We start from the raw sequence: 24,693 nt of genomic DNA, 5'->3' as shown, positions 1-24,693 counted from the left end.
CTCGACCGGTCTCTGCCGTTTTACGCCCGCAAGAGTCGGGTACCGTGTCTGAACGGATCGCCGTTCGCTCGGCTCGCCGTCGAGCGAGCGCGAGCGGGAACTCCCGCCCGGTCGCGGTCGCTCACTCGGCGGTTGTGGCGCGGAATTCGAACCGCGTCTCTTCGCCGACCGTCGAGCCGCCCGCTACCGATTCGACGCGGAGCGTGACGGGTCTGGTCCGCCCGCAGCCGTCGTTGACGATCTCCTCCCACTCGTCGCCGGACTCGACGGGTCCCGCTTTGGAGCGGCGGAGGTACAGTTCGAACGTCTCGCTGCGGAGCGCCGAGGCGACATCGTCGTCGTCGGGCGCGTAGCGGAGGCGGACGCGTTCGGCATCGGCCATAGCGGTACGTGGGCCGCCGAGCGGATAAACGACGCGTCCCGAAAGAGCGAGGGCCGTTTCGTCATGTGGAACGAATCGCGTCGTCGACAGCAGCGATTCACCAGGACGTGATAGTCACGTCGCGCAGCGGCCGGTCCAGCGGGACCGACACCCGTCCGCCGGTGTAGTGCGAGATGTAGAAGCCGGCGATGATCTCGAGCGAGCGCGTGGCCTCCTCGCCCGTCGAGGGGTTCGCCATCTCGCCGTCAAGCACCGAGACGACGTCCGACGCGGCGTTGGCGAAGGCGTCGCGGTAGTCCTCGTCCCAGGTCCACGCCCCCTCGATGCCGGGCAGCGGTTCCTCGACGTGGTCGCCGTCCTCGAGCCGCCAGTAGCGCCACTCGCCGTCGTCGTTGTTCAGGTAGAGCTTCCCCTCGGTGCCGATGAAGTTGAGCGTCATCGACGACTCGGCGCGGGGGATGGTGCAGTCGATGGTGACGAACGCCCCGTCGTCCATCACGACGAACCCGCCGCCGCCGGCGTCGTCGACGCGCTCGGCCGCCTGCAGGGAGTCGACGGCCTCGTTCTCGCCGGTGATGTACCCCGAGACCTCCGATGCCCTGTCGTCTAAGAGGTAGACGAGCGTATCGAGCAGGTGCGTGGAGTTGCGAAGTAGCTCCATGCGGAACTGCGTCGCCACCGACTGCACCTCGCCGATGATTTCGTCCTCGCGAACGAGCTCTCGGAGCCGGCGGAGTTTGCTCGTGAAGCGGAACGAGTGGTTGACGAGCAGTTCGGTCTCCGTCTCCGCGCACGTCTCGACCATCGTCTCCGCGTCGCTCACCGAGGAGGCGATTGGTTTCTCACACCAGACGAGCGCCGGGTCGGCCGCCGACCGGGCGGCGTCGACGACGTGGTCCGCGTGGAGGTACGACGGCGTACACACCGAGACCACGTCGAGATCCTCGGCCTCCAGCATGGCCGCGTGGCCGACGTACCGACCCGACTCGGGGATGTCCCACGCCTCGCCGAAGCGGTCGAGTTTCTCCTCGTCCACGTCGGCCACCGCGACCAGTTCGATGCCCTCGGCCGCGTCGTAGCCGCCCGCGTGACTCGCCCGAACCTTCTTCTGCCCGATCTCGTCTTCGTCGTGCATCCCGAGGATGCCCATCCCGGCGATACCGCCCGTTCCGATGATACCGGCGCTGTAGGTCATGTCATCTCACTCGTACGTGTGGACGCTCCCGGTCTGGTTGTCCTCGATGTAGTCCCAGTCGTACTCGACGCCCAGTCCCGGCCCGTCGGGGACCGACACCATCCCGTCGCTATCGACGGTGTCGAGCATGTCGGAGTAGTCGCCCTCGTAGACCGGGGGCTGAGTGTTGGGACAGTCGGGGTGGACCAGCGCGAGTTCGTAGTAGTTGGTGTTGCGGATGGCCGCGATGCACTGTCGCTGGGCGGGGCCGGGCGCGTGGAACTCCACGTCCAGTCCGAAGCCCTCGGCGACCTTCGCACGCTTCATCGCGCCGGTGATGCCGCCGTCGTACTCCGGGTCCGCCCGCAGGAAGTCCGTCGCCTCGTTGGCGATGAAGTCGGTGGCCGGTTCGAGTCCGCGGACGTGTTCGGTCTGGAGGATCGGCGTGTCGAGCGCCTGCCGTAACTTCCGGTGGCCGTGCTGAGAGACGCCGCCGTCCCGATAGGGGTCCTCGTACCAGAAGAAGCCTACCTCGTCGAGCGCTCGGCCGAGTTTGAGCGCGTCGGCGAACGTCTCCAGTTCGCAGGCCGGGTCGTGCATCAGGTCCATCTCGTCGCCGACCCGGTCGCCGACGGCGTGGACGGCGTCGATCTCCCGGTCGAGGTCGCGCGATCCCTCGCTGCCGCCCCAGCCGTGGATCTTGAACGCCTGATACCCCATTTCGTGACACTCCTCGGCGAAGTCCGCGAACGCCTCGGGCGTGTCGAGGCCGCCGTTCTCGTCGCCGTGGTACGTCGAGGCGTACGCCGGGAACTCGGTCTGGTACGTGCCGAGCAGTTCGTGGATCGCGGCGTCGTGGTACTTCCCGGCGAAGTCCCAGAGCGCGACGTCGATGGGACCGATGCCCATCCGGTCGTACTTCCGCAGCGCGCGTTTCATCTCGCTCCAGTGGCGCTCGCGTTCGAGCGGGTTCTTCCCGAGGAGGTAGTCGGCGAACATGTTGACCTGCGCCGCGCCGGGGGAGTTCCCGCCGACGTACTCGCCGGTGATGCCGGTGTCCGTCTCGACTTTGAGCGCGAACAGTTTCCGCTCCGTTACCGAACCGGGTTCGTAGACGAGGTTGAACCCGTGCTGGTCGGTGCCCACGTCCTCGATGGGGTAGGAAAACTCCACGGACTCGATGCTGGTGATCTCCGGAGCCATACGCACACCATGAGACACCAGCGCAATAAACGTGTGTGCTCCCCGGCGGTGTTGCCGAGAGCGGGGCGCAGTTCCGGACGGCCCGCGGGCCACCGGAGGATTCTTCATCGCACGGCGAGACGAACGTGCTATGGTAGGACATACCGAGTACGACTACAGCGGCGAGTCCGCTATCGTCACCGGCTCTACGAAGGGTATCGGTCGCGGTATCGCCGAGGGGCTGGCCGAGGCAGACGCGAACGTCGTCGTCAACTCGCGGTCCGAGTCCGAAGTCGAGGCCGTCGCCGAGGAGCTGGGAGCGGCGGGGGCGGGCGAGGTCGTCGGCGTCGCCGCCGACGTGGGCGACCCGGCCGACATAGAACGCCTCGTCGAGCGCGCCATCGACGCCTTCGGCGAGATAGACCTGCTGGTGAACAACGCCGCCGTCTGGCCCGAGGAGTCGTCGCTCGTCGAGGCTCCCCTCGAAGACTGGGACACGACGATGGACGTCAACGTCAGAGCGCAGTACTACGCCTCGAAACTCGTCGCCGCCCATATGATAGAAAAGGGCATCGAGGGGAGCATCGTCAACCACACCAGTCAGGCCGGCGACCGACGCACCGGCCCGTTCGGGTTCTACGGTATCTCGAAGACGTCCATCAACGGCCTGACGTGGCGGATGGCACAGGAACTCGCCGAGTACGGCATCCGGATGAACGCGATTTCGACGGACGTGACCGAGACGGCCCAGACACGCTACGAGGCCGAGATGGAAGCGAAAGAGACTCCGGGGAAGACGGCCGAGGAGATCCTGCGCGAGCGCGGCGAGAAGCGGCCCATCGGCCGCCTCGGTCAGCCCTCGGACCTCGCCGATGCGGTGCTGTTCCTCGCGAGCGACAGAGCCTCGTACATCGTGGGCGACGTTCTGCGAGTGAGCGGCGGGGGGAACTTGGAGTGATTCGATGCGATTCGTAGACACGCACACGCACACCTGGGGACCGAACACCGAGGAACTGCCGTGGTCCGCCGAGATTCTGCCGCCAGGGTGGGACGGTGCGTACACCGCTCGCGACCTCATCGCTGACATGGACGCCACCGGCGTCGACGAGAGCGTCATGGTCACGACGCCGATGTACGGCCGCGGGATCCGCGCCAACGAGTACACGATGCGCTCCATCGAGGCGTATCCAGACCGTCTGTGGGGCGTCGGCCTGATGGACTTCTATGCGGACGACCCCGAGGCCGTGCGGGCCGACCTGCGCCGCGTCGTGGGCCACGACCGGATGCTCGGCGTCCGGATGCACGCCTGCCTGCGCTACGAGGAGCACTCGACGGAACTCGACCGGACGGCGGACTGGATCCTCGACGACGAGCTCGAACCGATCTGGGAGGAGGCCGCGGCTCAGGACACGGCGATATTCGTCTTCCCGAAAGCCGAGCAGCTATCGATGATCGAGACGCTGGCCGGCCGTCACCCCGACGTGCGACTCGTCGTCGACCACATGGCGTTCCCCGACGAGACCACCGACCCCGACGAGGAGCCGTGGACCGACTTCGAGTCGCTGGCCGGCCACGAGAACGTCGCCGTCAAGGTGAGTTCGCTCCCGCGTTCCAGCGATTCGGGGTGGCCCTACGAGGACCTCTGGGACTACGTTCGTCACCTCGCCGAGTGGTTCAGTGCCGAGCGGCTCATGCTCGGGTCGGACTACCCGTGGATGGACGACTGGGCAGACTACGAGGACTGTCTCTCGTGGGTCGAGGAAGTCCCGTTCCTCTCCGCGCGGGACTACTCGTATCTGGCCCACCGGACGTTCGAATCGATCCACGAGTCCTGATCGTACCGGCCGTCCGCTGCGCTCGGTGTAACCCACCCACAGCGATTTACTTCTCCGGGACGACGCGCTGCTATGGCAGAAACCATCGACCGAATCGAGACGGTCGAATTCAGCTATCCGCTCGAAGGCGTGGGGACGCCGCCGGGCGGGTTCGACGTCGTCTACGACCCCGGGAACACGATGGAGCGGAGCCTCTTCGCCGTCCGGGTCGAGGTGAGCGACGGACTGGTCGGCGAGTACGTCGGGAGCAACTCGCCGGGGGCGGCCCAGATGAACGCGGTCGCCGACTACCTCGTCGGTAAAGACCCGCTACGTCGTGAGCATCACTGGTCGGAACTCAAGCGCGCGCTCCGGAAGTACGACCGGATGGGCATCGGCCCGCTCGATATCGCCCTCTGGGACTACGCCGGAAAGAAGTACGGCGCGCCGATTCACGAGGTGCTGGGGAGCTATCGCGAGCGCTTGCCGACCTACGCCTCGACGTATCAGGGCGACCGGAGCGGCGGACTGGATTCGCCGGGAGCGTACGCCGACTTCGCCGAGGAATGTCTGGAACTCGGCTACCCGGCGTACAAGGTCCACGGCTGGGACGGCGACTGGCGGGACCCCGACCTGTTGGAAGCGACCGTGCGCGCCGTCGGCGAGCGAGTGGGCGACGAGATGGACCTGATGGTCGACCCGGCCTGTGACCTCGATACGTGGGCCGAGGCGCTACAGGTCGGTCGGGCCTGTGACGACCACGGCTATCTCTGGTACGAGGACCCGTACAGGGACGGCGGTATCTCCCAGCACGGCCACCGGAAGCTCCGGCAGGCCCTGGACACGCCGATCCTCCAGACCGAACATATCCGCGGGCTCGAACCCCATACGGATTTCGTGGCGAGCGAGGCGACCGATTTCGTCCGTGCGGACCCGGAGTACGACGGCGGCATCACCGGCGCGATGAAGATAGCGAGCGCCGCCGAAGGGTTCGGCCTCGACGTGGAGTTCCACGCGCCCGGTCCCGCCCAGCGGCAGTGTCTGGCCGCGACGCGAAACGCGAACTACTACGAGCTGGCGCTCGTCCATCCCGACGCCCCGAACACGACGCCGCCGGTGTACGCTGGCGACTACCGCGATTCGCTCGATGCTATCGACGGCGACGGAACCGTTTCCGTCCCCGACGGGCCGGGACTGGGCGTCGAGTACGACTGGGACTACATCGAGGACAACCGCCTCGGATCTCGAACGTACGCGTAGTGCGGTCTCGGCGCTCGACCGCCCGACGCGCCGCCAAAACAATTAATTGAGACACCGGTGAATCGGACGTATGGCACTCGAACGAATCCTGTTGTCGGTCGGACCGGACGACTGGGACTCCCTCGACGGTCTCGTCGACGCCACCGCGGACGTCGCCGAACCGGCGGGCGCGACGGTGTACGTCCTGTACGTGTTCCCGCGCGACGAGTACGACGACCTGCTAGATCGGATGGGTGTCGACCAGACCAGCGGCGGCCTCTCGCCGGACGAGGTCGCGGAGCGCCACGACAGCGTGCGCGTCCCCGCAGACCGCTTCGAGGAGCGCGGTATCGACTTCGAGATCCGCGGCGTCGCCGGCGGACAACCGTCGGACCAGATCGTCCGCAAAGTCGACGAGTTCGACGCGGACGTGGCCGTCGTCGGCGGGACGAAACGCTCGCCGGCGGGGAAGGCGATGTTCGGCGACCACGCCCAGCAGGTGCTGTTGAACGCGCCGATCCCGGTTCTGTACGTCAAAAAAGAGTAGCGGGCGGGTTCGGTTACCGCTCAGACGTCGGCGGGCCGTTCGCCCCGTTCCTCGTCGGGCATACCGCCGACCATCCGACTGACGATGTCGTCCCGGTCCGCGGTCGGGCCGTCGATGACGCCCGCGCTGCGGCCCTGATGGAGGATGTGGATGCGGTCTGCCGCCCGCTGGACGTAATCTAAGTTGTGCGAGATGAGGATGATCGAGATGCCCTGATTCTGCATCTGCGAGATGAGTTCGAGGACGCGCTCGGCCCCCTCGACGGAGAGGGCGCTCGTCGGTTCGTCCATGATGACGATCTTCGGGTCCGAGAGAAGCGTCCGCGAGATGCTCACCAGTTGCCGCTCGCCCCCCGAGAGATTCGCCACCTTCTCGTCTACGTCGACGCGTATCTCTAAGTCTTCTAAGAGTTCGCGGGCGCGCTCTCGCATCGCGCGCTTGTCGAGGACGCCGAGCATCGTGTTCGGACCCGTGACCTCTTCACGCCCCAGGAAGATGTTCTGCGCGACGGTGAGGTTCCCCGCGACCGCGAGGTCCTGGAACGTCGTCTCGATGCCGAGTTCCTTCGCCTGTCGGGGATTCCGTATCTCGACGACCTCGCCGTCCACGCGGATCGTCCCCGAGTCCGGTCTGAGCGCGCCGGCCAGACACTTGATGAGCGTCGATTTCCCGGCCCCGTTGTCGCCCGCCAGCGCGAGCACCTCGTTTCGGCGGAGTTCGAACGTCACGTCCCGCAGCGCGACCACTTCGCCGAAGGTCTTGGTGATCGCCTCCATCTCGACGATGTGGTCTGTGTCGCTCTGACTGGACGTCGTCATGTGCGGTATGTCTTCACGTGGCAGTAAAAGCGTTCGGTCTACGGGACCGTTCCGAGAACGAGGTGCGTCCGTCTCGTGTTGAAAGTTCACATTCCCCAAAGATATAATATCGCGCCGTCGAAACGAATCTGCCATGTCGCAATCGGTAGCCGATGCCTCGCTCTTTCGGGACCGACTGACTATCAACGCGATCAGTCAGTACGGTCCGATCATCGGGCTCGTGGGGTTGTACGTGGCGTTCGCGCTCCTGAACGACCGGTTTCTCACGGTCGGCAACCAGGTGAACGTCCTCCAGCAGGTGTCGATAATCGGCATCATGGCCATCGGCGTGACCTTCCCCATCCTCTGTGCCGAGATCGACCTGAGCATCGCGCAGGTGATGGAAGTCTCGGGGCTGACCATCGCGACGCTGGCGGTCGGCGCGCGGCTCTTCGAGGGGTTCGCCGTTCCGGTGCCCCTCGCCATCCTCGCCGGACTGGCCCTCGGCGCGGCCTTCGGAACCGTCTCGGGGTACGTCACCGCCCGCTTCGGCGTCCCCTCCTTCATGACGACGCTGGCGATGCTCTTCCTCGCGGACGGCTTCGGTCTCATCGTCTCCAACAACCGCCCCATCATCGGCCTGCCGGAGTCGATAACGGCTATCGGCGGCTCCAGCGTCTTCGGCTTCCCGAGCATCGTCCTCGTCTTCCTCTCCCTACTCGTCGTCTCGCAGTTGATACTCTCCTATACGAAGTTCGGCCTGTACATCTACGCCGTCGGCGGCGACCGCACCGCCGCGGAGCGCATGGGTATCAACGTCATGGCGGTCCGGATGGGCACGCTCGTCATCTCGGGCGTGTTCGCGGCCATCGCGGGACTCGTGACGCTCGGCCGCCTCGGTAGCGCCGTCCCGACGATGGGGGCGAGCCTCCTGCTGCCGCCCATCGCCGCGGTCATCCTCGGCGGTGCCAACCTCTTCGGCGGGTCGGGCAACATGGTCGGCACGCTCATCGGCGTCCTCATCCTCGGCGTCCTCGGGAACGGGTTGAATCTCATGGGCGTCGACCCCTCCGGGCGGCTCGTCGCACAGGGGATCGTCCTCATGTTGGCCGTCCTCGCGAACGTCGTCGGGCAGGAGTGAGAATCGATAACTGAGAAATACGTCATATTTACCGATACTTCTTTTAATCGACGGCGCGAAACACGCTAGCGTATGTCACGAGACATCCGCAGACGGACGTTCATCCGCAGCGGCGCGATCGCCGGAACAGCCATGCTCGCCGGGTGCGGCGGTGACGGCGGCGACGGTGGTGACGGTGGTGACGGCGGCGATGGAACCGCCGGTGACGGCGGCACCGGAACGACCGGCGACGGCGGCACCGGAACCACCGAGGGGACCGAAGAGGGAACGACCGGCGGCGGGTCCACGCCGACCGTCGCGCTCTCGGTGCCGTCGCTCGAGTTCACGTTCTTCGCGCGGATGGAGAACGCCTTCAACCAGGCCAAGAGCGACGGGATGATATCCTCGGATTCGGCGTTCTACGACGCGGGCAACTCCCAGAGCCAGCAGGTCTCGGACGTCGAGGCCGCCATCTCGAACGAGGTGGACTTCCTGATGATATCCGCCATCACGGCCGAGGGCGTCATCAACGCCATTCGCCAGGCCAACGAGGCCGGCATTCCCGTCGTCGCCATCGACCGCAACGTCGCACAGGGGGAGACGGTCACGTACGTCGCCTCCGACAACGTCCAACTGGGCCAGCGCTCGACCGAGCTCTGTCTCTCCTTCATGCAGGAGAGCGGCGACGCCGACACGTACAACGTGGTCCAACTGGAAGGGACGCCGGGCGCGAGCGTGACGAACGAACGCGGCGAGGGGTTCCAGCAGGCGGTCGACGACAACGACAGCCTGAACCGACTCGCCAGCCAGACCGGCGAGTTCTCGACGCAGAACGCCCTGAGCGTGATGGAGGACTTCATCACGCAGTACGGCGACGAGATCGACGGCGTGTTCTGCCAGAACGACCTGATGGCGCTCGGCGCTCATCAGGCGCTCAACAACGCCGACATGTCGGTTCCCGTCACCGGCATCGACGGCACCGAGGCGTGGGTGCAACTGTTCTCGGACAACCAGTACTACGGGACCATCGCGCAACTCCCCGAGGACATGGTGAACACGGCCATCGAGAGCGGGAAGGCCCACCTCGCCGGCGAGTCCGTCGAGGACACCATCGTCATCGACGGACTGGAGGTCACGCAGGACAACGCCTCGGACTACCTCAGCGAGTACTTCGGCTGACCGCTCGGTCGCCGCCTCAGTCGAGATCGACCGCGCGCCCCGACTCGGCGGCGCGGTAAACGGCCTTTATCGTCCGGATGTCGGTCAACCCGTGTTCGCCGTCCGGACGGGGATCGGTGTCGGTCAGGAGACAGTGCGCGAAGTACTCGAACTCCTCTTCCATCTGGTCGATCTGCTCGAACTCGATCTCGGTGTCGGTGTCGCCACAGGAGACGTGGAGCTTCCGGTCGTCCCACGGGTAGAAGGCCGGCTCGACGCGGACCTGTCCCTCGGTCCCGGTCACGCGGACGTGACTCGCCATCGTCGCGTTCTGGCTGGCGGTACAGAGCGCGAACACGTGGTCGGGGAAGGTGACCTGAAAGGCGGCGTGTTCGTCGGGCACGTCCTCGAACTCCTCCCGGACGGACGCGACGGAACCCTGAACTCGCAGCGGGTCGGCGTCCAGCAGGAAGCGAGCGGTGTTGAGCGAGTAGATGCCGATGTCCATCGCCGCACAGCCGCCCGAGGCGTCCCAGTCCAACCGCCACTGGTCGGGGTCGGGGACCAGCTCCAGAATCGGCTCGGTCATGTTGCCGTGGACGAACACCGGGTCACCGATGTATCCCTCCTCGATCAGGTCCTTCGCGCGCCGGACCGCCGGCTCGGTCTGCATCCGGTAGGCGATCATCAGCGTCGCGTCGTGGTCCTCGCAGACCTCGACCATCCGCTCTGCCCGTTCGATGGTCGCCTCCATCGGCTTCTCGCAGAGGACGTCCTTCCCGAGCTCGGCGGCCGTCTCGACGTATTCGAGGTGGTAGGCGTTCGGCGTCACGACGTAGACGGCGTCGTAGGCATCGCTTTCGGCCCCGTCGTGGAACTCCTCGTAGGTGATGGCGCGTTCGACAGTTTCGGAATCGGCCGCCACGTCCTCGGCCTTCTCCCGGTCGCCACTGACCAGCACGGTCGTCTCACAGAGGTCGCTCGACTCGACGGCCGTCATCGCCTGCTCGCGGGTCCACCAGCCGACGCCGATCATGGCGAAGCGGATCGGGTCGTCCGTCTCGGTCACGTCCTGCCAGTCGCGGCGGTCGAAGTCGCCGAGTAGCGCCGATAGGTCCATGTCGGCCAATCGACCGCGGGGATAAAGAAACGTCGGGCAGTCGGCCCTCGTCGAGAGCGACCGCAGCCGCTACTCTCCGAGCGCGTCCGCGATGCCCTCGAAGGCGCGAGTGAGGAGCGTCCCGTCGACGCCGACGGCGACGTACTGCACGCCGGCGTCCATCCACCGGCGGGCCATCTCGGCGTCGTCGGCGTACGTCCCGACGACTTTCCCCGCCTCGTCGGCACGGTCACAGACCTCGGCCATGAGCGACTCGACGCGGTCGTCACGAACCTGTCCCGGGATGCCGATGGACTGAGAGAGGTCGTAGGGGCCGAGAAACAGCACGTCGATACCGTCCACCCCGGCGATGGTCTCGACGTTCTCGACGCCGCGTTCCCCCTCGATGTGGACGACGACGGCCGTCTCCTCGTTCTGTCGCTCGGTGAAGTCGTCGCTCCCGGTGTAGCCGCCGGCGCGGACCTTCGGCGAGAGGCCCCGCGACCCGAGTGGGTCGAAACGAGCGTGCTCGACGGCGGCGCGGGCGTCCTCTCCGGTCTCTATCTGCGGAATCTCGACCCCGGCGGCCCCGATGTCGAGAGCGCGTTGCACCTCCGCCTCGGAATTGCTCCGGACGCGGACGACCGGTTCGGCACCGCCCCCCTGTGCGGCCGCACACATCGCGACGCACGTCTCGGCGGTCAGCGGTCCGTGCTCCTGGTCGAGAATCGTGAAGTCCAGCCCCGCGACGCCGGCCATCTCGGCGGCCATCGGCGAGTCCAGCAACTGGAACGTGCCGACGACCGTCTCCCCGTCGAGTAACCGCCGTCTGAGCGATGGAGACACCATGTGCCGTAAATTGGTAGCACTCAGCATGAAGATACCGCTTATCGCACGTGATCGGAGCGGTGTTCAGATCTGCCGAACGTGAAATCCGTCGTGCGGAACGACGAAGCGATTTCCTAATAACTCGTGTACTATCGTTATTCCACCGCGATAACCATAACGTTTTATTGCTCAGGATGTCGTTCACCTTAGCTGAACGTGCGGTTACTGGAAGCGAACGCGACGCGGAGAGCGATGCAGTTCGCGATCTCTATTCGTCAAAGAGTCGCGGGATAATTGCGAGGAAATATTTCGTAACTACCTCTAAGTTCATATATCGTCATTTCTTGGTACGCTCGATGGGTTCTGCGTGTTCAACGGGTTCCGGTCTCTCCGGGGTACTCGAAGCGGGGACGCACGAACCAAGGGGCGGAGCGATCCTGCCGTTCAGCTCTGCGGGACGCGGTAGCACATCACGAATAGGCGAGGTTTATCTCGATGACGTTGGCCGAGGACCGGAGCAACTCCGGGATCTCCTCGTGGAAGCGGTCGCCCTTGATACGGGTCGTCGGCCCCGAGACGGAGAGCGCCGCGATGAGGTTCCCGTCGTCGGCCACGACGGGAGCCGCCACGCACCGGAGGCCGGGCAGTCGCTCCTCGCGGTCGTAGGCGTACCCCCGGTCGCGAATCTCGCCGAGTTCGTCTTTCAGTTCGTCGGCGTCGGTGATCGTGTTCTCCGTTCGCTTCGGCAACCCGTGCGTCTCGAGGATGGCGTCGACCCGCTGTTCGGGAAGTTGTGCCAGAATCGTCTTGCCGAGCGCGGTGCAGTGCAGTTTCACCCGTTTGCCGGCGTAGGTGTCGACGCTGACCGCCTGCGTTCCCTCCGCGCGCGTGATGTAGACGCCCTCACCGTGTTCTTCGACGGCGGCGTTGGCCATCTCCCCCGTCTCCTCGGCGAGCGAGTCGACCTCCGGACGGGCCTTCTCGTAGATGTCCATCCGGTTTCTGGTGTACTCACCGAGTTCGAGAAACCGGAGGCTAACCCGGTACGTCCCGCCCTCGCAGGTGACGTAGCCCTCGTCTTCGAGGGTCCGCAGGTGATTGTGGACGGTGCTCTTCGCGGTGTCCAGTTCGGTCGCCACGGCCGTCACACCCGCCCCGTCGAGGCGTTTGAGCGCCTCCAGGACACGGAACGACGTTCTGGTCGCAGTTATCGTGTTCTCCTGCGATGGCATACCACGGCTACGACGCCCTAGGATATAGGTCTGTTCACCAGAACGGAACGGGCGTCCGTCCCGGCCAGACGGCTATTCGGCCCAGGGGATCTCGTCGTGAAACCGCCGGATCCGGTCGAAACCGGTCAGCGCCGACACCGCCCCGGGTCGGGTCGTGGCGACGGCTCCCGCGGCGTTCGCGAGCGCGAGGGCGGACTCGGCGTCGGTCACGCCGTGGGTCAGCGCGGCGATGAATCCCGCGAGGAAGGCGTCGCCCGCGCCCGTCGTATCGACGACGTCGACGTCGTATCCCCCGTGACGCCCCCACCCGGCAACCGGACTCTCGTCGGTTCCGTAACACAGCGCCCCCTCGCCGCCGAGCGTCAACACGACCGTGTGCGGGCCGTAATCGGCGACGTCCCGCGCGAGCGTCTCGGGGTCGCCCGTCTCGAAGCCCGCGGCTTCGAGGTCCTCCGGCGTCGCCTTGACGACGTCGACGGCGTCCAGCGCGCCGCGGACGACGGCCCCGAACTCGTAGGGGCTCTCCCACATCTCCGGTCGCCAGTTCGGGTCCAGCGACACCGTCGCGCGGTCGCTGGCGCGAGACTGGAGTTCGAGCGTGGCCGTCCGACTCGGTTCGACGCTCATCGTCACGCCGGTCGTGTGGACCCACGACACCGAGTCGAGCGTCGTATCGCCGACTCGACCGGGTTCGAAGCGCGTGTCCGCGCCGTCCTCGCGGTAGAACGAGAAGGAGCGGTCGCCGTCCTCGTCGTGCGTGACGACGGCGAGCGTCGTCCGCGCGTCCGGATCGGTTACGAGCAAGTCGGCCGGAATCGCCGAGTCGTCCAGATGCGAGCGGAGGAACGCGCCGAAGTCGTCGGCGGCGAGGCGCGTCCAGAACAGGGGCGGAACGCCGATGCGGTCGAGTGCGAGGGCGACGTTCGCGCCCGAGCCGCCGAACTTCGGCGCGTAGCCGCCGGCCTCTCCCGGCGGCCCCGCTCGCTCGGGGACGAAGTCGACCAGCGTGTCGCCCGCGACCAGCACGGTTGGGTCGTCGGTCATGGCGAGTCGTTCACCGGCCCGGTACTTAGCTACTGTCGCCGCGCTCGTCGAGCGGGCTGCCCCGGTCGCCCCACGCCGCCTCGAACCCGGCGACGCCCTCGTCGGTCTCGGGGTGCGGGATATGCGCTTCGAGGACTTCGGGCGACATCGTCACCGCGTCGACGCCGGCTTCGTACAGCGCGACGGCCTGCGTCGTGTTCCGGATGCTGGCCGCCAGCAGCTCCGTCTCGAACCCGTAGGTGTCGTATATCTCCTGCATCCGGCGGACGGTCCCGACCCCGTCCTCGCCGGCGTCGTCGAGGCGGCCGACGTAGGGCGCGACGAACGTGGCGTCGTTCTTCGCCGCCAACACCGCCTGCTCGACGGAGAAGACGACCGTCGTGCCCGCCGGGATCCCCTCGGTTCGGAGGCGGGAGAGCGCCTCGAACCCCTCGCGGGTGGCGGGGATCTTCGCCACCACGTCGGCGGCCCACTCCTGATAGCCCCGCGCTTCGCGGACCATCTCGTCGGCGTCGGCGGCGATGACCTGTGCGAACACCGGGCCGTCTACTACCTCGGCGACGTCTTCGACCGCGTTCCGATACGACTTCTCCGCGTCGGCGACGATCGCCGGGTTCGTCGTGACGCCGTCGAGGACGCCGAGCCGAGACAGGTCACGGATCCGACCGAGGTCCGCCGTATCGAGATAGAGTCTCATATCTCAGCGGTGGGCGTCCTGTCGGCAAGAAGCTACCGGCAGGAGAGTCGAGAAGACACCGTCCACGATGGGGCAGATAGTGAAAATTTTCCGACAGTAAGACGAGTTCGCGAAGCGGGACCGCCGAACCGATCCGCCGGACTCGATAGGTCAACGGGGCGGTTGATGTTCAACAACATTTATGTACGAACGTTCGCTACTATGGGTAGGTATGGTTGACAATACCAGACGTAGATTTTTAAAGGCGACCGGGGCGACGATCACGACAGTTTCGCTCGCCGGCTGTGGCGGGGACGGCGGCGACGGCGGCGATGGTGGTGACGGCGGTACGGGCGGAGACGGCGGGACCGGAACCGGCGGCGACGGCGGAACCACCGGAACGAGCAGCGGTGGTGGAAGCGGCAGTCTGCAGAAGGTCGGCATGACCGCGTACGTCCGCGGCGGAGCCTGGATCACGGCGTATATCGAGGCGGCGCGGTTCTACGCCGAGGACCAGGGCATCCAACTGGACGTCCGGCCGAACCAGCAGAGCGCCCAGAAGCAAGTCCAGGACATCCGCGAGTTCGCCAACGGCGACTACGACGGCATCCTCGTCGGCGTCTGGCAGACGGGTGCCGCCGAGGGAGCGATCAATCAGGCGATAGAGGGCGGGACGCCGGTGTTCGCGACGAACGCCGATACGTCCAGTTCGGAGATCCCGCTCTACGTCGGCTTCAGCAACTACGACGGCGGCGCTAGCTCGGCCGAGCAGATGATCAAAGCGCTCGAATCGCAGTATCCGGACAAGGACACCTGGCGCGTGCTGAACGTGCGGGGCGTCCAGGGGAACCAGTCGGCGAATCAGCGCTCGCAGGGCTTCCTCGACGTGATGAAGGAGAACGACCGGGCCGAAGTGGTCACGACCCTCAACGGCGAGTACGCCCGTGACGTGGCCCAGCGGACCGTCCAGGAGTGGATCAACTCCAACGGGCGCGTCGACGGCATCTACTCGGGGAACCTCTCGATGGGGCTCGGCGTCGTGCAGGCGCTTCGCAACCTCGATATGCTGGTTCCGACGGGCGAAGAGGGTCACATCTGTCTCACGCAGATGGACGGGAGCCCCGAGGTCAACCCGCTCGTCGGCGACGGGACGATCGACGCCGCCGTCGACCAGCCCAACTACTTCTACAACCCCATCGCGCTGAAGTACATGAAGATGTACGTCGAGGCGGGCAACGACCCGAGCGTCATCCCCGAAGTGGAGAGCGAGGTCACGTCCGACCAGTTCAGCGTCGAGGCCGCGAACCACAAGGGCGTCAACATGTGGTCCGAGCCCATCTGGGAGCCGGGCATCATGCGCGAGCAGAACGGCCACCCGTGGTTCAGGACGAACAGCGTCGTTATCACCCAAGAGAACTACGACGAGCCGTACCTCTGGGGTAACATCTGGGGCTAACGACGCCACCTCTCCTCTCAAAAAATGTCTACTGAACAAGGTTTCGTCGGCAGGACGATCGGTGATAGAGACGACGTAGCGCTGACGCTGCTCGACAACATGATATGGCCGATTCTGGGCATCGTCATCCTCGGTATCCTGTTGACGGTGCCCCAGACGTTCCGGTCGCTGGAGCTCATACTATGGGGCGCGGTCCCCATCGGCCTGTTGGTCCTCGCCGAGAGCCTCTGTCTCCTCTCCGGGCACTTCGACCTCTCTATCGGCTCCATCGCCGGCTTCTCGGCGATGTTCACCGGGATGTTGCTCGGGACGTGCCCGAGTTGCTGGGGCGTCACGACCAGCCCGTGGGCCGGGTTCGGCGTCATCCTGATCACCGGCGCGGTCATCGGATTAGCCAACGGCGTGATGATAGCGAAGGTCGGTCTGAACCCGTTCCTCCAGACGCTCGCGTTCCTCATCATCTTCGAGGGCGCGAAGACGGCCATGCAGACCCAACCGGTGACCGGGCTCCCGAGGCTGTACGTCCAGGTCGGCGGCACGCCCGACCTCGCTATCGGCATCATGCTGGCGGCGTTCCTCGTCTTCGGACTCGTGCTTCGATACACCTCCTTCGGGCAGTCGGTGTACGCGCTCGGGAGTTCGGAGGTCTCGGCCCGCGAAGTGGGCATCGACACCGAGCGACTCATCATCGTCATCTACACGATAAGCGGTGTGCTGTCGGCCATCGCCGGACTGATGCTGACCGGGTTCGTCGGCGTCGTCCCGCCGCTCATCGGCGAGGGGCTGGTGTTCCAGGCGTTCGCCGGGGCCGTCATCGGCGGCATCAGCCTGTTCGGCGGTCGCGGGAAGATCACCGGCGCGCTGGGCGGGGTCATCCTCATCCAACTCGTCCAGTCCGCGCTGAACAACAGCCCCGTCGTCGGGGCGACCCAGATACAGATGATAAACGGCATCGTCCTGCTCGTCGCCATCCTGCTGTACAGCACGCAGAGCAAGATCCGCTCTCGCATCCTCGCGAGTGGTGCGGTATGAGCGTCGAGGACAGCCCCGCGAGCGGGGAGGAATCCGCCCAGCAGTCCGGCGGCGAACGGGCGACGGAGCCGAAGATCCGCGTCGAGGACGTCACGAAGCAGTTCGGTCGCATCGTCGCCCTCGAAGACGTCTCGCTGGCGGTCGAGCCGGGCGAGATATACGCGCTCGTCGGCGACAACGGCGCGGGGAAGTCGACGCTGATGAACGTCCTCAGCGGCGTCCACGAACCCACGAGCGGCCAGATCTACAAGGACGGCCGCGAGGTCCACTTCAGCAACCCCTCCGACGCCCGGGACAACGGCATCGAGACCGTCTATCAGGACCTGGCGCTGATGAACGACCTCGACATCGCGACGAACATCTTCATGGGCCAGTTCCCGCGCAAGGGTTTCGGACCGCTGCAGGTCATCGACTGGGAGGAGACGTACGACCGCACCGAACAGATAATGATGGACCAGCTCGGCCGCGACATGGACATCAAGACGGAAGTCGAGTTCCTCTCGGGCGGTCAGCGCCAGCTCGTCGCCATCGGCCGAGCGCTGGCGTTCGATCCCGACGTCATTATCCTCGACGAGCCGACCAGCGCGCTCTCGGTCGAAGCGACCCGCCTCGTCCAGGACACCATCGACAAGCTCGCCGACGAGGGCATCACCATCATCATTGTCAGTCACAACATCGAGTCCGTCCTCGAACACGCCGACCGTATCGGCGTGCTGTTTCGGGGCTCGCTCGTCGGCACGCTCGAACCGAGCGAGACGGACCTCGAAGAACTGAACGAGCTGATGACGACCGGCACGCTCGACGCCGGCCTACTGGACGACGACTGAGCCGAGTTCGGTCTTTCGCTGTGACACACACGTTTACGGTCCACTGGGCCGATACCGCACGTATGACGCGACCGGAACTCGTCGTCGACATCGAGTGTGAGACCGGCGAAGGACCGCTGTGGCACCCCGACGAGGAACTGCTGTACTGGACTGATATTCCGAACGGACGCATCTACCGCTACGATCCGGCGGCCGACGACCACGAACTCGTCTACGAGGACGGCGAGGAGCGAATCGGCGGGTTCACGTTTCAGACCGACGGTTCGCTGTTGCTGTTTCAGGAATGGGGCGCGGTCCGCCGCCTCGACCAGTCGTCGGGGACCGTCGATCCCGTCGTCGAGCCGGACCCGGAGCGGTTTCACGAGCGGTTCAACGACGTCATCGCCGACCCCGAGGGCCGCGTCTTCGCCGGCGTGATGCCCGATCCGGAGCGTGACCTGCCCGGGCAACTGTACAGACTGCACACCGACGGGACCTTCGAACTGATACGGGAGTGCGTCCTGCCGAACGGGATGGGCTTCACCGGCGACCGCTCGCAGTTCTACTTCACCGACACCGGCGAGGTCGACCCGGACTGTCCGGGGTACATCTACCGCTACGACTACGACCGCGCGACCGGCGAGATCTCGAACGTCGAGACGTTCCTCGACGCGAGCGGCATCGAGGGACTCCCGGACGGGATGACCGTCGACAGCGAGGACCGCGTCTGGTCGGCGTTCTGGGACGGCAACAAACTGATTCGCTTCGCCCCGGACGGGACCCGGGAGGCGACCGTCGAGTTCGACCCGCGGAAGGTGTCCTCGGTCACGTTCGCCGGCGACGACTACGAGACGGCCTACGTGACGACGGCCTGCGTGGAGACGAGAGAGACCGAGGGCGAGGGCGCGGGGAGCCTCTACCGCCTCGACCTCGGCGTGACTGGTCGCGAAGAGTTCCGGTCGGCCATCGAGGTCTGAGAGTTCTGAGTCGGGCTATCGGTCCGCGTGGGCCTGCTCTCGGAGCCCGCGCATGTAGCCGATGGCGAACAGTCGGCCCTTCGTGTGGTAGCCGGGGTTGGAGTTGTCCTCGCCGGCCATCGTCGGGACGTGGTCGGGACGCATCGGCACGTCGTCGCCGGCGTGTGCTTCGTAGGCCCGCATCGCGGCCAGCATGTCCGTCGGACCGTCGTCGTGCCAGGTCTCGACGAAGCGGTCGGCGTCGCCCTCGACGTCGCGGAAGTGGACGAAGTTGATGCGGTCGCCGAAGCGCTCGATGGCGTCGGGGACGTCCGCCCCCATCGCGGCGAAGTTACCCTGACAGAACGTGAGGCCGTTGTGCTCGCTCTCGTAGGCCGAGAGCACCCGGTCGTAGGCCTCGACGCTCCCGACGACCCGAGGCGTGCCGCGCAGCGATTCGCGGGGCGGGTCGTCGGGGTGGAGCGCGAGTTTCACGCCCGCCTCCTCGGCGACGGGCGTCACCTCCTGCAGGAAGTACTCCAGCGCCTCCCAGACGTCCTCGCGGGTCACGTCGGGGAACGGTTCGGGGCCGCCCCGCGCCTTCTCGACGTCGAACTCGGTGACGTAGGAGCCGCCCCGAGACTCGACGTGGGCGGCGGTGCGCGCCCAGCGGACGCCGGCCATCCAGTCGTAGGCGACGACGGGGATCCCGACCTCCCCGCAGTCGCGCAGGAACTGCTCGAACACCTCGATGTCCTCGTCGCGACCGTCTGCACCGACGCGAACCCGATCGGAGATGGGGACCGACCCTTCGAGGACGGAAAATTCGAGTCCGGCGTCCGCGAGCCAGTTGTCGAGGCCCTGCAGGTCGTCGTAGGTCCAGTACGTTCGGCCGTCGCCGATCTCCAGTGGGTGGATGACGGTCTTCTCGACGCCCATCTGTTTGGCCAACTGCCACCGTTCGTCGGGCTCCGGGGGGAGGATGAGTGCAGGCGAAACCATAGGCGAGTAGCCGTCGGCGCGGTACTAATACTTCGGGGTCGGCCGCGTCGTCGAGGAGTCATCCCTTCCCCGCCGAGCCCCCGTCGGGAGCGTCCGCCGCGTCGTCGAACACGTCGGCGAGAAACTTCCGGACCGCCGCGGTGAAGAACGCGGGGTTGTCGAGGTTCGAGGCGTGGCCGCCGCCGGGAACGTCGCGGACACTAGCGTTCGGCAGTTCGACGCCGAGTCTGGCCGCCTGCCGGTGCATGGGCGGCGACTCGTATTCGCCGTACAGTACCAGCGCGGGAACGGTAATCGACCGGAGGTCCACCTCCGTCCGGTGGAAGGCGGCCACCGCGCGGACGACCTTCGCGAACTCGTCGGTGGTCATCTTCGGCCCCGTCTCCCTGAGCCGCTCGACGTTCTCGTAGTCGCCGCCGACGTCCCGCCCGTGGAGACGCTCTACGAGCCACACCATCAGTTTCTCGACGCGTTCGTAGCCGAGGAGGCGGACAGGTGGAACCGTCGCCCGCAGCAGCAGCGACCGCTGGAGCCACTCGCTGCGAGAGAGCAGTTCCGGGGTAAACGTATCGGCGAGGACGAGCCCCGCCACGCGGTCGGGGTGGCGCGCCGCGTGCACCTGCGCGATACAGCCGCCCGTCGAGAGCCCGCAGATGACCGGGCTTTCGAGGTCGAGCGCCGTGAGGAGCGCGTCGAGGTCGTCGGCGAACAGGTCGATAGAGTACCGACCGCGCGGGGAGCCGCCGGTTCGGCCGTGTCCGCGGACGTCGTAGGCTATCGTCGTGTACTCGTCGCCGAGCGCCTCGACCTGCGGGTCCCACTGCGAGTGGTCGAGGATAGCGCCGTGGACGAACACGACCGGAGGTCCGCTCCCGCGACGCTCGTAGTACGTCTCGACGTCGTTCGTCTGGACAGTGGGCATACGTCCAGTACGCCGGAGACCGTGATAAGTCGCTCCGCGTCGGCGGGCCGTGAGACGGCGTAACACTCATTGGCTCGCCGGGAGTCGCTTCGGCTATGCCGGAAACAGAGCGGGCGGTCTACGTCCAGCGACTCGACCCCGACCAGCGCGAGGCCTACGTCGAGGCCCACGACGACGTGCCCGAGGCGGTGACCGACGCGATGGAACGCGGCGGCGTCGAGGAGTTCGAACTGTACGTCCGCGAGGACGTCGCCGTCTGCATTCTGGAGTGTGAAGACCTCGACGCCTATCTCGACGCCGTCGACGGCGACGAGGAAGTCGCCGAGTGGGAGCGCTACACGGGCCAGTTCAAGCAGTCGGGCGTCGACGCCGACGCGGACCCCGAGTCGGGCATCCCGTTCATGGAACGCATCTGGCACTTCGAACCCGACGAGGAGTGAGCGGGTCGTTCGCGGGCGCGGAGTTTCAGAACGGGTCGTACGGCGCGACAGACAGCACGGACTGCACGTCGTCGTTCCAGAAGTGCTTCTCGGCAGTAGCGAACGCTCCGCCGTGTTCGCGGGCGGAGGCCGCGACGAGCGCGTCGGGATGGTCCGCTGGGACACCGAAGTCCACGAGTTCGCGCTGGAGCGACGACGCTTCGCCAGCGGTGCGATCAGTTACGGGGGAGCACGTCCATCGAAGCCGTGATAGCCTGCCGAATCGTCTCCGGCGACCCGTCGATGTACCCGTGGACACACCCCATGTAGGACTCGTAGAGGACGATCGCGGAGACGGCCCACTCCTCGCGTTCGTGCGCTTCGAGGAACGGTACGGTCGCATCGCTGGGAGACGTAGTAGTCCGACGTAGCGTAATACCGGTTACTCGGCGTCCCGTCGCTCGACCAGCGTGATGTGCTTACAGACCAACAGCGTCTCCTCGCCGTCGGTCACTTCGTACTGGTAGACGACGCGGCCCAGCGAGTCGTTGTACGCCTCCGTCTCGACGACTTCCCGGTGGACGGACAGCGTCGTTCCGATGGGCACCGGACTGACGAACCGGAGCGAGTCGTACCCGTAGGAGAACGAGCGCGGATTCATGTCGGCGACGAGCGCCTCGGCGACCGAGAAGACGAGGTTGCCGTGGGCGATCCGCTCGCCGAAGTCCGACTCTTCGCCCGCGGTCTCGCTCATGTGCAACGGGTGGAAATCGCCCGAGAGCCCGGCGAAGTTGACGATGTCCGCCTCGGTGATGGTTCTGGCGTCCTCGACGCTGTACGTCTCTCCCTCCCCGATCTCCTCGAAGTACCGATTGGTGTCCTTCGACGGCGCTGGCATGCGTTACCGTTCGTCAGAGCGGTAGATAAATCCACCCGCCGAACCGAGTCCGCTCGGGTCCGCCGACCGGAACCGGTCACTCGGCGGGGTGCGTGGAGAGGCGGACCGTCGACTCGACGGTCTCGTCGGGCCGCAGTTCGTTCGCCGTTCCGTTCTCGACGGCGGCGTCGAGGCCGGCGTTGGGAACCGACGTGCAGGGCTCCAGTCCGACGTTGTAGTTCCGTCCGAAGAAGGGGGCGTCCTCGAACCCGCCGAGCGGCTGCCAGTACCAGAGGTACTGGTACAGCGACTCGGGGAACGAGACGGTCACACCGAGGTCGACGTCGGGGTTCGAGAGCGTGTAACGGCCTTCCGAGAGGTCAGCGAGCGCCACGAGGTCGTGGACTCGCTCGGCGGCGGGCGGGAACTCGCGGAGGTCGACCGGGCCGTCGTCGGTCTCACAGACCGGCCACTCGAACGTCTCGCCGGGCGGGAGCCGAGCGGTGTCGTTCGTCTGGTCCGGGTCGACGTGAACCGTCTCGCAGGGCACCGACAGCGACGCTTCGGGGGCGACGAGCGGTTCGCCGAGCGCGACGTGCTGGAGCCACGAATATTCGACCGACACCCGACCCGCGTTGGTGACCCGTTCGGTCACTTCGATGGCCGACTCGCCCGCGGCGAGCGATATCTCGCGCTCGAGGTCGAACGGATAGCGAGTGAGCGACGCCGCGAGTTCGACCGCGACGCGCTCCGGTCCCGCGTCGAGAATCCGCGTCTCGAAGGGGACGAGACTCGACTCGCCGTGGAGCGCAAGCGGCGCGCCGTGGGCCGACGACGGGCCGCCCGCACCCGGCAGGACGCTCTGCCACCCACCCGGGTAGTGGTCGAGGAAGGCGTACGCGCCGTCCGGCGCGCCGACGGTGCCGGTCGCCGGCGCGCGCCACTCGTGGGGCGCTTCGAAGAGGACGTTCGTGTCCGTGCGCTTGTCGATTATCTCGGTGACATCGCCGCCTTTCCCCGGTAGCAGTTCGACGCGGAGGCGATCGTTCTCCAGAAAGACGGCGTCGATACCCCGGCGCTCGTACTCGTCCGTTATCGTACAGGCCATGCGAGGAGTTCACCGCTTCGATACATAGTTCTCCGGCACACTCACCGGAACTCGGGCATGACCTCCTCGCTGAACAGTTCCATCCCCTGCGTATCGGGGAAGTCGAGGAACATCAGCTGGAGCTTGTCGAACCCGAGATTCCGAATCGACTCGATCTGAGTCGCCACCTGCGAGGGCGTGCCGATGAGCATGCTCCCCTTCTCGCGGGCGTCCTCGGCGTCGTCGAGCGTCTCGTCCATATCGGACTCCTCGCCCCACGGCAGCGGGAAGATGTCGTCGACGGCCGATTCGACGGCGGCTTCGTCCTCGCGGACGAGGACGTGGGCCAGCCACGACCGCTCCACGTCGTCGGGGTCGCGGCCCTCGTTCTCCAGGTACTCGTCGAACTTCTCGACCTTGAAGTCGATTGGCTTGCCCCGCGCTCTCGCGCTTATCTCGACGTTCCACTCGTCGGCGTGGCGGGCGATGAGCCGCAACATCCGCGGGCCGGCCCCGCCGATGACGATGGGCGGGTGCGGGTCGCTCACCGGCTTGGGGTTGTTCAGGGCGTCGTCAATGGCGTAGTGGTCCCCTTCGAACGTCGGATGCTCCTCGGTGAACATCGCCTTGATTAGCTGTACGCCCTCCTCTAGCATCTCGATGCGCGTGTCGATGTCGGGGAAGTCGAAGCCGTAGGCGCGGTGTTCCTCCTCGTGCCAGCCGGCACCCAGCCCGAGGCGGAGGCGACCCTCCGAGAGGATGTCCACCGTCGTCGCCATCTTCGCCAGTAGCGCCGGGTTCCGATAGGTGATCGAGCCGACCAGCGGCCCCAGGTCCACGTCGTCCGTTCGTTCGGCCAACGCCGACAGAAGCGTCCAGACCTCGTACTCCTCGGCTTTCGGGCCGAGCATGAAGTGGTCGGGTGCCCACAGCCCCGACAGGCCCGCGTCAACTGCGGCGTCTACGCCGTGCAATACCGTCTCTCGTTCGACAGTGTCGAGCATCGGGGTATCCCGGTGGACCCCCGCGCCCGCGTAACACTGCACCATCCAGTCGAACTGCATAGGCCGACTGCGGCCGCAGAGAGAATAATTGTTGGGGCGACTTCCTCGCTCGAAGGTAGCTTCTTGTGCGCTCCGAACAGTTTAGCGGTATGAACGACCCGTCACTCGGCGAGTTGTGCGATCGCTACGAACAGCTGTATCCCGGTGCCGTCGTCGACGTTCTCGACGACCGAGGGCTGGCCGACCAGACGCTCTCGCCCGACATCGCACCGCTGCGGGACGGGACGACCGCCGCGGGTATCGCTTACCCTGTCGAGGGGCGGCCGAACCGGAGCGTCGATCCCGACGAGAACATGCGGAACATCCTCCGGATGCTCGGCGACGCGCCCGAACACGCCGTCCTCGCGTACCAGACTAACGACGACCGCGCGGCCCATCTCGGCGAACTCTCGGTCGTCTCGCTGAAGGCCCGGGGCGCTCGCGGCGCGGTCGTCGACGGCGGCGTCCGCGACGTGGCGTACGTCTTGGAGGAGGAGTTCCCCGTCTTCTCGCGCTACCGCACGCCGGCCGACGCCGTACCACGGTGGGAGATACTCGACTGGGGAAGCGAGGCGGTGGTAGGAGGGGTCGAAGTCGCCGCAGGCGACGTGATCGTCGGGGACGTCGACGGCGTCGTGGTCGTCCCCGAGTCCGTCCGCGTTTCGGTCCTCGAAGACGCCGAGGACCTCGCCGACACCGAGAACGAGGTCCGGGAGGCGGTCAGAGACGGAACCGCACCGATAGACGCCTACGACGAGTACGGCGTGTTCTGAGCCAAGGTGAGAAATTACCGACCGGAGC

The 24,693-nt window shown here is 66.3% G+C and carries 27 protein-coding genes; 12 read left to right on the top strand and 15 right to left on the bottom strand.

Features of this window, described 5'->3' with window-relative positions:
- Positions 1 to 121: 121 nt before the first annotated feature.
- The 3 genes from EGH23_RS20700 to EGH23_RS20690 form a co-directional block, all read right to left on the bottom strand.
- Positions 122 to 382 (bottom strand): DUF7968 family protein, encoded by a 261-nt coding sequence (locus EGH23_RS20700; protein WP_220581892.1) that lies wholly within the window; start codon positions 380 to 382, stop codon positions 122 to 124.
- 97 nt (positions 383 to 479) lie between these two features.
- On the bottom strand, positions 480 to 1,577 hold the full coding sequence (locus tag EGH23_RS20695) for a Gfo/Idh/MocA family protein (protein WP_220581891.1): 1,098 nt from the start codon (positions 1,575 to 1,577) through the stop codon (positions 480 to 482).
- Between the two features lie 6 nt (positions 1,578 to 1,583).
- Positions 1,584 to 2,759: a mandelate racemase family protein gene (locus EGH23_RS20690; protein ID WP_220581890.1), complete on the bottom strand. Its 1,176-nt coding sequence runs from the start codon at positions 2,757 to 2,759 to the stop codon at positions 1,584 to 1,586.
- Positions 2,760 to 2,889: 130 nt separating this feature from the next.
- On the opposite strand from EGH23_RS20690, the gene EGH23_RS20685 reads away from it, so the two are divergent.
- The 4 genes from EGH23_RS20685 (at position 2,890) to EGH23_RS20670 (ending at position 6,338) form a co-directional block, all read left to right on the top strand.
- Complete coding sequence (locus EGH23_RS20685) at positions 2,890 to 3,696, top strand: SDR family NAD(P)-dependent oxidoreductase (RefSeq protein WP_220581889.1); 807 nt, start codon at positions 2,890 to 2,892, stop codon at positions 3,694 to 3,696.
- Positions 3,697 to 3,700: 4 nt separating this feature from the next.
- On the top strand, positions 3,701 to 4,573 hold the full coding sequence (locus EGH23_RS20680) for an amidohydrolase family protein (RefSeq protein ID WP_220581888.1): 873 nt from the start codon (positions 3,701 to 3,703) through the stop codon (positions 4,571 to 4,573).
- 72 nt (positions 4,574 to 4,645) lie between these two features.
- Positions 4,646 to 5,812: an enolase C-terminal domain-like protein gene (locus EGH23_RS20675; protein ID WP_220581887.1), complete on the top strand. Its 1,167-nt coding sequence runs from the start codon at positions 4,646 to 4,648 to the stop codon at positions 5,810 to 5,812.
- 70 nt (positions 5,813 to 5,882) lie between these two features.
- Positions 5,883 to 6,338, top strand: coding sequence for a universal stress protein (locus EGH23_RS20670; protein ID WP_220581886.1), 456 nt, complete (start codon positions 5,883 to 5,885; stop codon positions 6,336 to 6,338).
- 20 nt (positions 6,339 to 6,358) lie between these two features.
- On the opposite strand, the gene EGH23_RS20665 is transcribed toward EGH23_RS20670, so the two are convergent.
- Positions 6,359 to 7,156: an ATP-binding cassette domain-containing protein gene (locus tag EGH23_RS20665; protein WP_220581885.1), complete on the bottom strand. Its 798-nt coding sequence runs from the start codon at positions 7,154 to 7,156 to the stop codon at positions 6,359 to 6,361.
- Positions 7,157 to 7,289: 133 nt separating this feature from the next.
- Here EGH23_RS20665 and EGH23_RS20660 point away from each other — a divergent pair, with 133 nt between their 5' ends.
- A complete protein-coding gene (locus tag EGH23_RS20660; RefSeq protein WP_220581884.1) occupies positions 7,290 to 8,276 on the top strand; it encodes an ABC transporter permease in 987 nt (328 codons plus the stop codon).
- A gap of 72 nt (positions 8,277 to 8,348) precedes the next feature.
- Entirely contained in the window at positions 8,349 to 9,434 is a 1,086-nt protein-coding gene (locus tag EGH23_RS20655) for a substrate-binding domain-containing protein (protein WP_220581883.1), read from the top strand.
- Positions 9,435 to 9,450: 16 nt separating this feature from the next.
- Here the strand turns inward: EGH23_RS20655 and gfo6 are convergent, their stop codons facing one another.
- The 5 genes from gfo6 to EGH23_RS20630 all read right to left on the bottom strand — a co-directional run bounded on the left by gfo6 (position 9,451) and on the right by EGH23_RS20630 (position 14,313).
- The gene (gene gfo6, locus EGH23_RS20650) at positions 9,451 to 10,533 is read right to left on the bottom strand and encodes a D-xylose 1-dehydrogenase Gfo6 (RefSeq protein ID WP_220581882.1); all 1,083 of its coding nucleotides are present in this window, start codon (positions 10,531 to 10,533) and stop codon (positions 9,451 to 9,453) included.
- A gap of 69 nt (positions 10,534 to 10,602) precedes the next feature.
- The gene (locus tag EGH23_RS20645; RefSeq protein WP_220581881.1) at positions 10,603 to 11,361 is read right to left on the bottom strand and encodes an HpcH/HpaI aldolase family protein; all 759 of its coding nucleotides are present in this window, start codon (positions 11,359 to 11,361) and stop codon (positions 10,603 to 10,605) included.
- 449 nt (positions 11,362 to 11,810) lie between these two features.
- On the bottom strand, positions 11,811 to 12,572 hold the full coding sequence (locus tag EGH23_RS20640) for an IclR family transcriptional regulator (RefSeq protein WP_220581880.1): 762 nt from the start codon (positions 12,570 to 12,572) through the stop codon (positions 11,811 to 11,813).
- Positions 12,573 to 12,644: 72 nt separating this feature from the next.
- On the bottom strand, positions 12,645 to 13,616 hold the full coding sequence (locus EGH23_RS20635) for a carbohydrate kinase family protein (RefSeq protein ID WP_220581879.1): 972 nt from the start codon (positions 13,614 to 13,616) through the stop codon (positions 12,645 to 12,647).
- Positions 13,617 to 13,641: 25 nt separating this feature from the next.
- Entirely contained in the window at positions 13,642 to 14,313 is a 672-nt protein-coding gene (locus EGH23_RS20630; RefSeq protein WP_220581878.1) for a transaldolase family protein, read from the bottom strand.
- Positions 14,314 to 14,524: 211 nt separating this feature from the next.
- On the opposite strand from EGH23_RS20630, the gene EGH23_RS20625 reads away from it, so the two are divergent.
- From EGH23_RS20625 to EGH23_RS20610, 4 genes are all read left to right on the top strand, one after another.
- Positions 14,525 to 15,748: a substrate-binding domain-containing protein gene (locus EGH23_RS20625; protein WP_220581877.1), complete on the top strand. Its 1,224-nt coding sequence runs from the start codon at positions 14,525 to 14,527 to the stop codon at positions 15,746 to 15,748.
- Positions 15,749 to 15,772: 24 nt separating this feature from the next.
- Positions 15,773 to 16,780, top strand: coding sequence for an ABC transporter permease (locus EGH23_RS20620; protein ID WP_220581876.1), 1,008 nt, complete (start codon positions 15,773 to 15,775; stop codon positions 16,778 to 16,780).
- A complete protein-coding gene (locus EGH23_RS20615; RefSeq protein ID WP_220581875.1) occupies positions 16,777 to 17,607 on the top strand; it encodes an ATP-binding cassette domain-containing protein in 831 nt (276 codons plus the stop codon). The genes EGH23_RS20620 and EGH23_RS20615 overlap by 4 nt, the downstream gene beginning before the upstream one ends.
- 62 nt (positions 17,608 to 17,669) lie before the next feature.
- Positions 17,670 to 18,563, top strand: a complete 894-nt coding sequence (locus EGH23_RS20610) for an SMP-30/gluconolactonase/LRE family protein (protein WP_220581874.1) — start codon at positions 17,670 to 17,672, stop codon at positions 18,561 to 18,563.
- Positions 18,564 to 18,578: 15 nt separating this feature from the next.
- On the opposite strand, the gene EGH23_RS20605 is transcribed toward EGH23_RS20610, so the two are convergent.
- The gene (locus tag EGH23_RS20605) at positions 18,579 to 19,544 is read right to left on the bottom strand and encodes a mannonate dehydratase (RefSeq protein ID WP_220581873.1); all 966 of its coding nucleotides are present in this window, start codon (positions 19,542 to 19,544) and stop codon (positions 18,579 to 18,581) included.
- A gap of 58 nt (positions 19,545 to 19,602) precedes the next feature.
- Positions 19,603 to 20,466: an alpha/beta fold hydrolase gene (locus tag EGH23_RS20600; RefSeq protein ID WP_220581872.1), complete on the bottom strand. Its 864-nt coding sequence runs from the start codon at positions 20,464 to 20,466 to the stop codon at positions 19,603 to 19,605.
- Between the two features lie 95 nt (positions 20,467 to 20,561).
- Here EGH23_RS20600 and EGH23_RS20595 point away from each other — a divergent pair, with 95 nt between their 5' ends.
- Positions 20,562 to 20,906: an L-rhamnose mutarotase gene (locus EGH23_RS20595; protein WP_220581871.1), complete on the top strand. Its 345-nt coding sequence runs from the start codon at positions 20,562 to 20,564 to the stop codon at positions 20,904 to 20,906.
- Positions 20,907 to 20,931: 25 nt separating this feature from the next.
- On the opposite strand, the gene EGH23_RS20590 is transcribed toward EGH23_RS20595, so the two are convergent.
- From EGH23_RS20590 to EGH23_RS20575, 4 genes are all read right to left on the bottom strand, one after another.
- Positions 20,932 to 21,081, bottom strand: coding sequence for a PIN domain-containing protein (locus tag EGH23_RS20590; RefSeq protein ID WP_220581870.1), 150 nt, complete (start codon positions 21,079 to 21,081; stop codon positions 20,932 to 20,934).
- Between the two features lie 246 nt (positions 21,082 to 21,327).
- Entirely contained in the window at positions 21,328 to 21,783 is a 456-nt protein-coding gene (locus EGH23_RS20585; protein ID WP_220581869.1) for a MaoC family dehydratase, read from the bottom strand.
- A 76-nt stretch (positions 21,784 to 21,859) separates the two neighbouring features.
- A complete protein-coding gene (locus tag EGH23_RS20580) occupies positions 21,860 to 22,870 on the bottom strand; it encodes an aldose 1-epimerase (protein WP_220581868.1) in 1,011 nt (336 codons plus the stop codon).
- Positions 22,871 to 22,911: 41 nt separating this feature from the next.
- Positions 22,912 to 23,913: an LLM class flavin-dependent oxidoreductase gene (locus EGH23_RS20575; protein ID WP_220581867.1), complete on the bottom strand. Its 1,002-nt coding sequence runs from the start codon at positions 23,911 to 23,913 to the stop codon at positions 22,912 to 22,914.
- Between the two features lie 89 nt (positions 23,914 to 24,002).
- On the opposite strand from EGH23_RS20575, the gene EGH23_RS20570 reads away from it, so the two are divergent.
- Positions 24,003 to 24,665 (top strand): RraA family protein, encoded by a 663-nt coding sequence (locus tag EGH23_RS20570; protein ID WP_220581866.1) that lies wholly within the window; start codon positions 24,003 to 24,005, stop codon positions 24,663 to 24,665.
- The last annotated feature ends 28 nt before the right edge of the window (positions 24,666 to 24,693 follow it).

The sequence above is a fragment of the Haloarcula nitratireducens genome (assembly GCF_019599505.1).
This window is presented reverse-complemented; position numbering and strand designations above follow the sequence as displayed.

Excerpts from the sequence above, each read along its gene's own strand:
- EGH23_RS20700 (WP_220581892.1), bottom strand. The coding sequence starts at position 382 with ATGGCCGATGCCGAACGCGTCCGCCTCCGCTACGCGCCCGACGACGAC.
- EGH23_RS20695 (WP_220581891.1), bottom strand. The coding sequence starts at position 1,577 with ATGACCTACAGCGCCGGTATCATCGGAACGGGCGGTATCGCCGGGATG.
- EGH23_RS20690 (WP_220581890.1), bottom strand. The coding sequence starts at position 2,759 with ATGGCTCCGGAGATCACCAGCATCGAGTCCGTGGAGTTTTCCTACCCC.
- EGH23_RS20685 (WP_220581889.1), top strand. The coding sequence starts at position 2,890 with ATGGTAGGACATACCGAGTACGACTACAGCGGCGAGTCCGCTATCGTC.
- EGH23_RS20680 (WP_220581888.1), top strand. The coding sequence starts at position 3,701 with ATGCGATTCGTAGACACGCACACGCACACCTGGGGACCGAACACCGAG.
- EGH23_RS20675 (WP_220581887.1), top strand. The coding sequence starts at position 4,646 with ATGGCAGAAACCATCGACCGAATCGAGACGGTCGAATTCAGCTATCCG.
- EGH23_RS20670 (WP_220581886.1), top strand. The coding sequence starts at position 5,883 with ATGGCACTCGAACGAATCCTGTTGTCGGTCGGACCGGACGACTGGGAC.
- EGH23_RS20665 (WP_220581885.1), bottom strand. The coding sequence starts at position 7,156 with ATGACGACGTCCAGTCAGAGCGACACAGACCACATCGTCGAGATGGAG.
- EGH23_RS20660 (WP_220581884.1), top strand. The coding sequence starts at position 7,290 with ATGTCGCAATCGGTAGCCGATGCCTCGCTCTTTCGGGACCGACTGACT.
- EGH23_RS20655 (WP_220581883.1), top strand. The coding sequence starts at position 8,349 with ATGTCACGAGACATCCGCAGACGGACGTTCATCCGCAGCGGCGCGATC.
- gfo6 (WP_220581882.1), bottom strand. The coding sequence starts at position 10,533 with ATGGACCTATCGGCGCTACTCGGCGACTTCGACCGCCGCGACTGGCAG.
- EGH23_RS20645 (WP_220581881.1), bottom strand. The coding sequence starts at position 11,361 with ATGGTGTCTCCATCGCTCAGACGGCGGTTACTCGACGGGGAGACGGTC.
- EGH23_RS20640 (WP_220581880.1), bottom strand. The coding sequence starts at position 12,572 with ATGCCATCGCAGGAGAACACGATAACTGCGACCAGAACGTCGTTCCGT.
- EGH23_RS20635 (WP_220581879.1), bottom strand. The coding sequence starts at position 13,616 with ATGACCGACGACCCAACCGTGCTGGTCGCGGGCGACACGCTGGTCGAC.
- EGH23_RS20630 (WP_220581878.1), bottom strand. The coding sequence starts at position 14,313 with ATGAGACTCTATCTCGATACGGCGGACCTCGGTCGGATCCGTGACCTG.
- EGH23_RS20625 (WP_220581877.1), top strand. The coding sequence starts at position 14,525 with ATGGTTGACAATACCAGACGTAGATTTTTAAAGGCGACCGGGGCGACG.
- EGH23_RS20620 (WP_220581876.1), top strand. The coding sequence starts at position 15,773 with ATGTCTACTGAACAAGGTTTCGTCGGCAGGACGATCGGTGATAGAGAC.
- EGH23_RS20615 (WP_220581875.1), top strand. The coding sequence starts at position 16,777 with ATGAGCGTCGAGGACAGCCCCGCGAGCGGGGAGGAATCCGCCCAGCAG.
- EGH23_RS20610 (WP_220581874.1), top strand. The coding sequence starts at position 17,670 with ATGACGCGACCGGAACTCGTCGTCGACATCGAGTGTGAGACCGGCGAA.
- EGH23_RS20605 (WP_220581873.1), bottom strand. The coding sequence starts at position 19,544 with ATGGTTTCGCCTGCACTCATCCTCCCCCCGGAGCCCGACGAACGGTGG.
- EGH23_RS20600 (WP_220581872.1), bottom strand. The coding sequence starts at position 20,466 with ATGCCCACTGTCCAGACGAACGACGTCGAGACGTACTACGAGCGTCGC.
- EGH23_RS20595 (WP_220581871.1), top strand. The coding sequence starts at position 20,562 with ATGCCGGAAACAGAGCGGGCGGTCTACGTCCAGCGACTCGACCCCGAC.
- EGH23_RS20585 (WP_220581869.1), bottom strand. The coding sequence starts at position 21,783 with ATGCCAGCGCCGTCGAAGGACACCAATCGGTACTTCGAGGAGATCGGG.
- EGH23_RS20580 (WP_220581868.1), bottom strand. The coding sequence starts at position 22,870 with ATGGCCTGTACGATAACGGACGAGTACGAGCGCCGGGGTATCGACGCC.
- EGH23_RS20575 (WP_220581867.1), bottom strand. The coding sequence starts at position 23,913 with ATGCAGTTCGACTGGATGGTGCAGTGTTACGCGGGCGCGGGGGTCCAC.
- EGH23_RS20570 (WP_220581866.1), top strand. The coding sequence starts at position 24,003 with ATGAACGACCCGTCACTCGGCGAGTTGTGCGATCGCTACGAACAGCTG.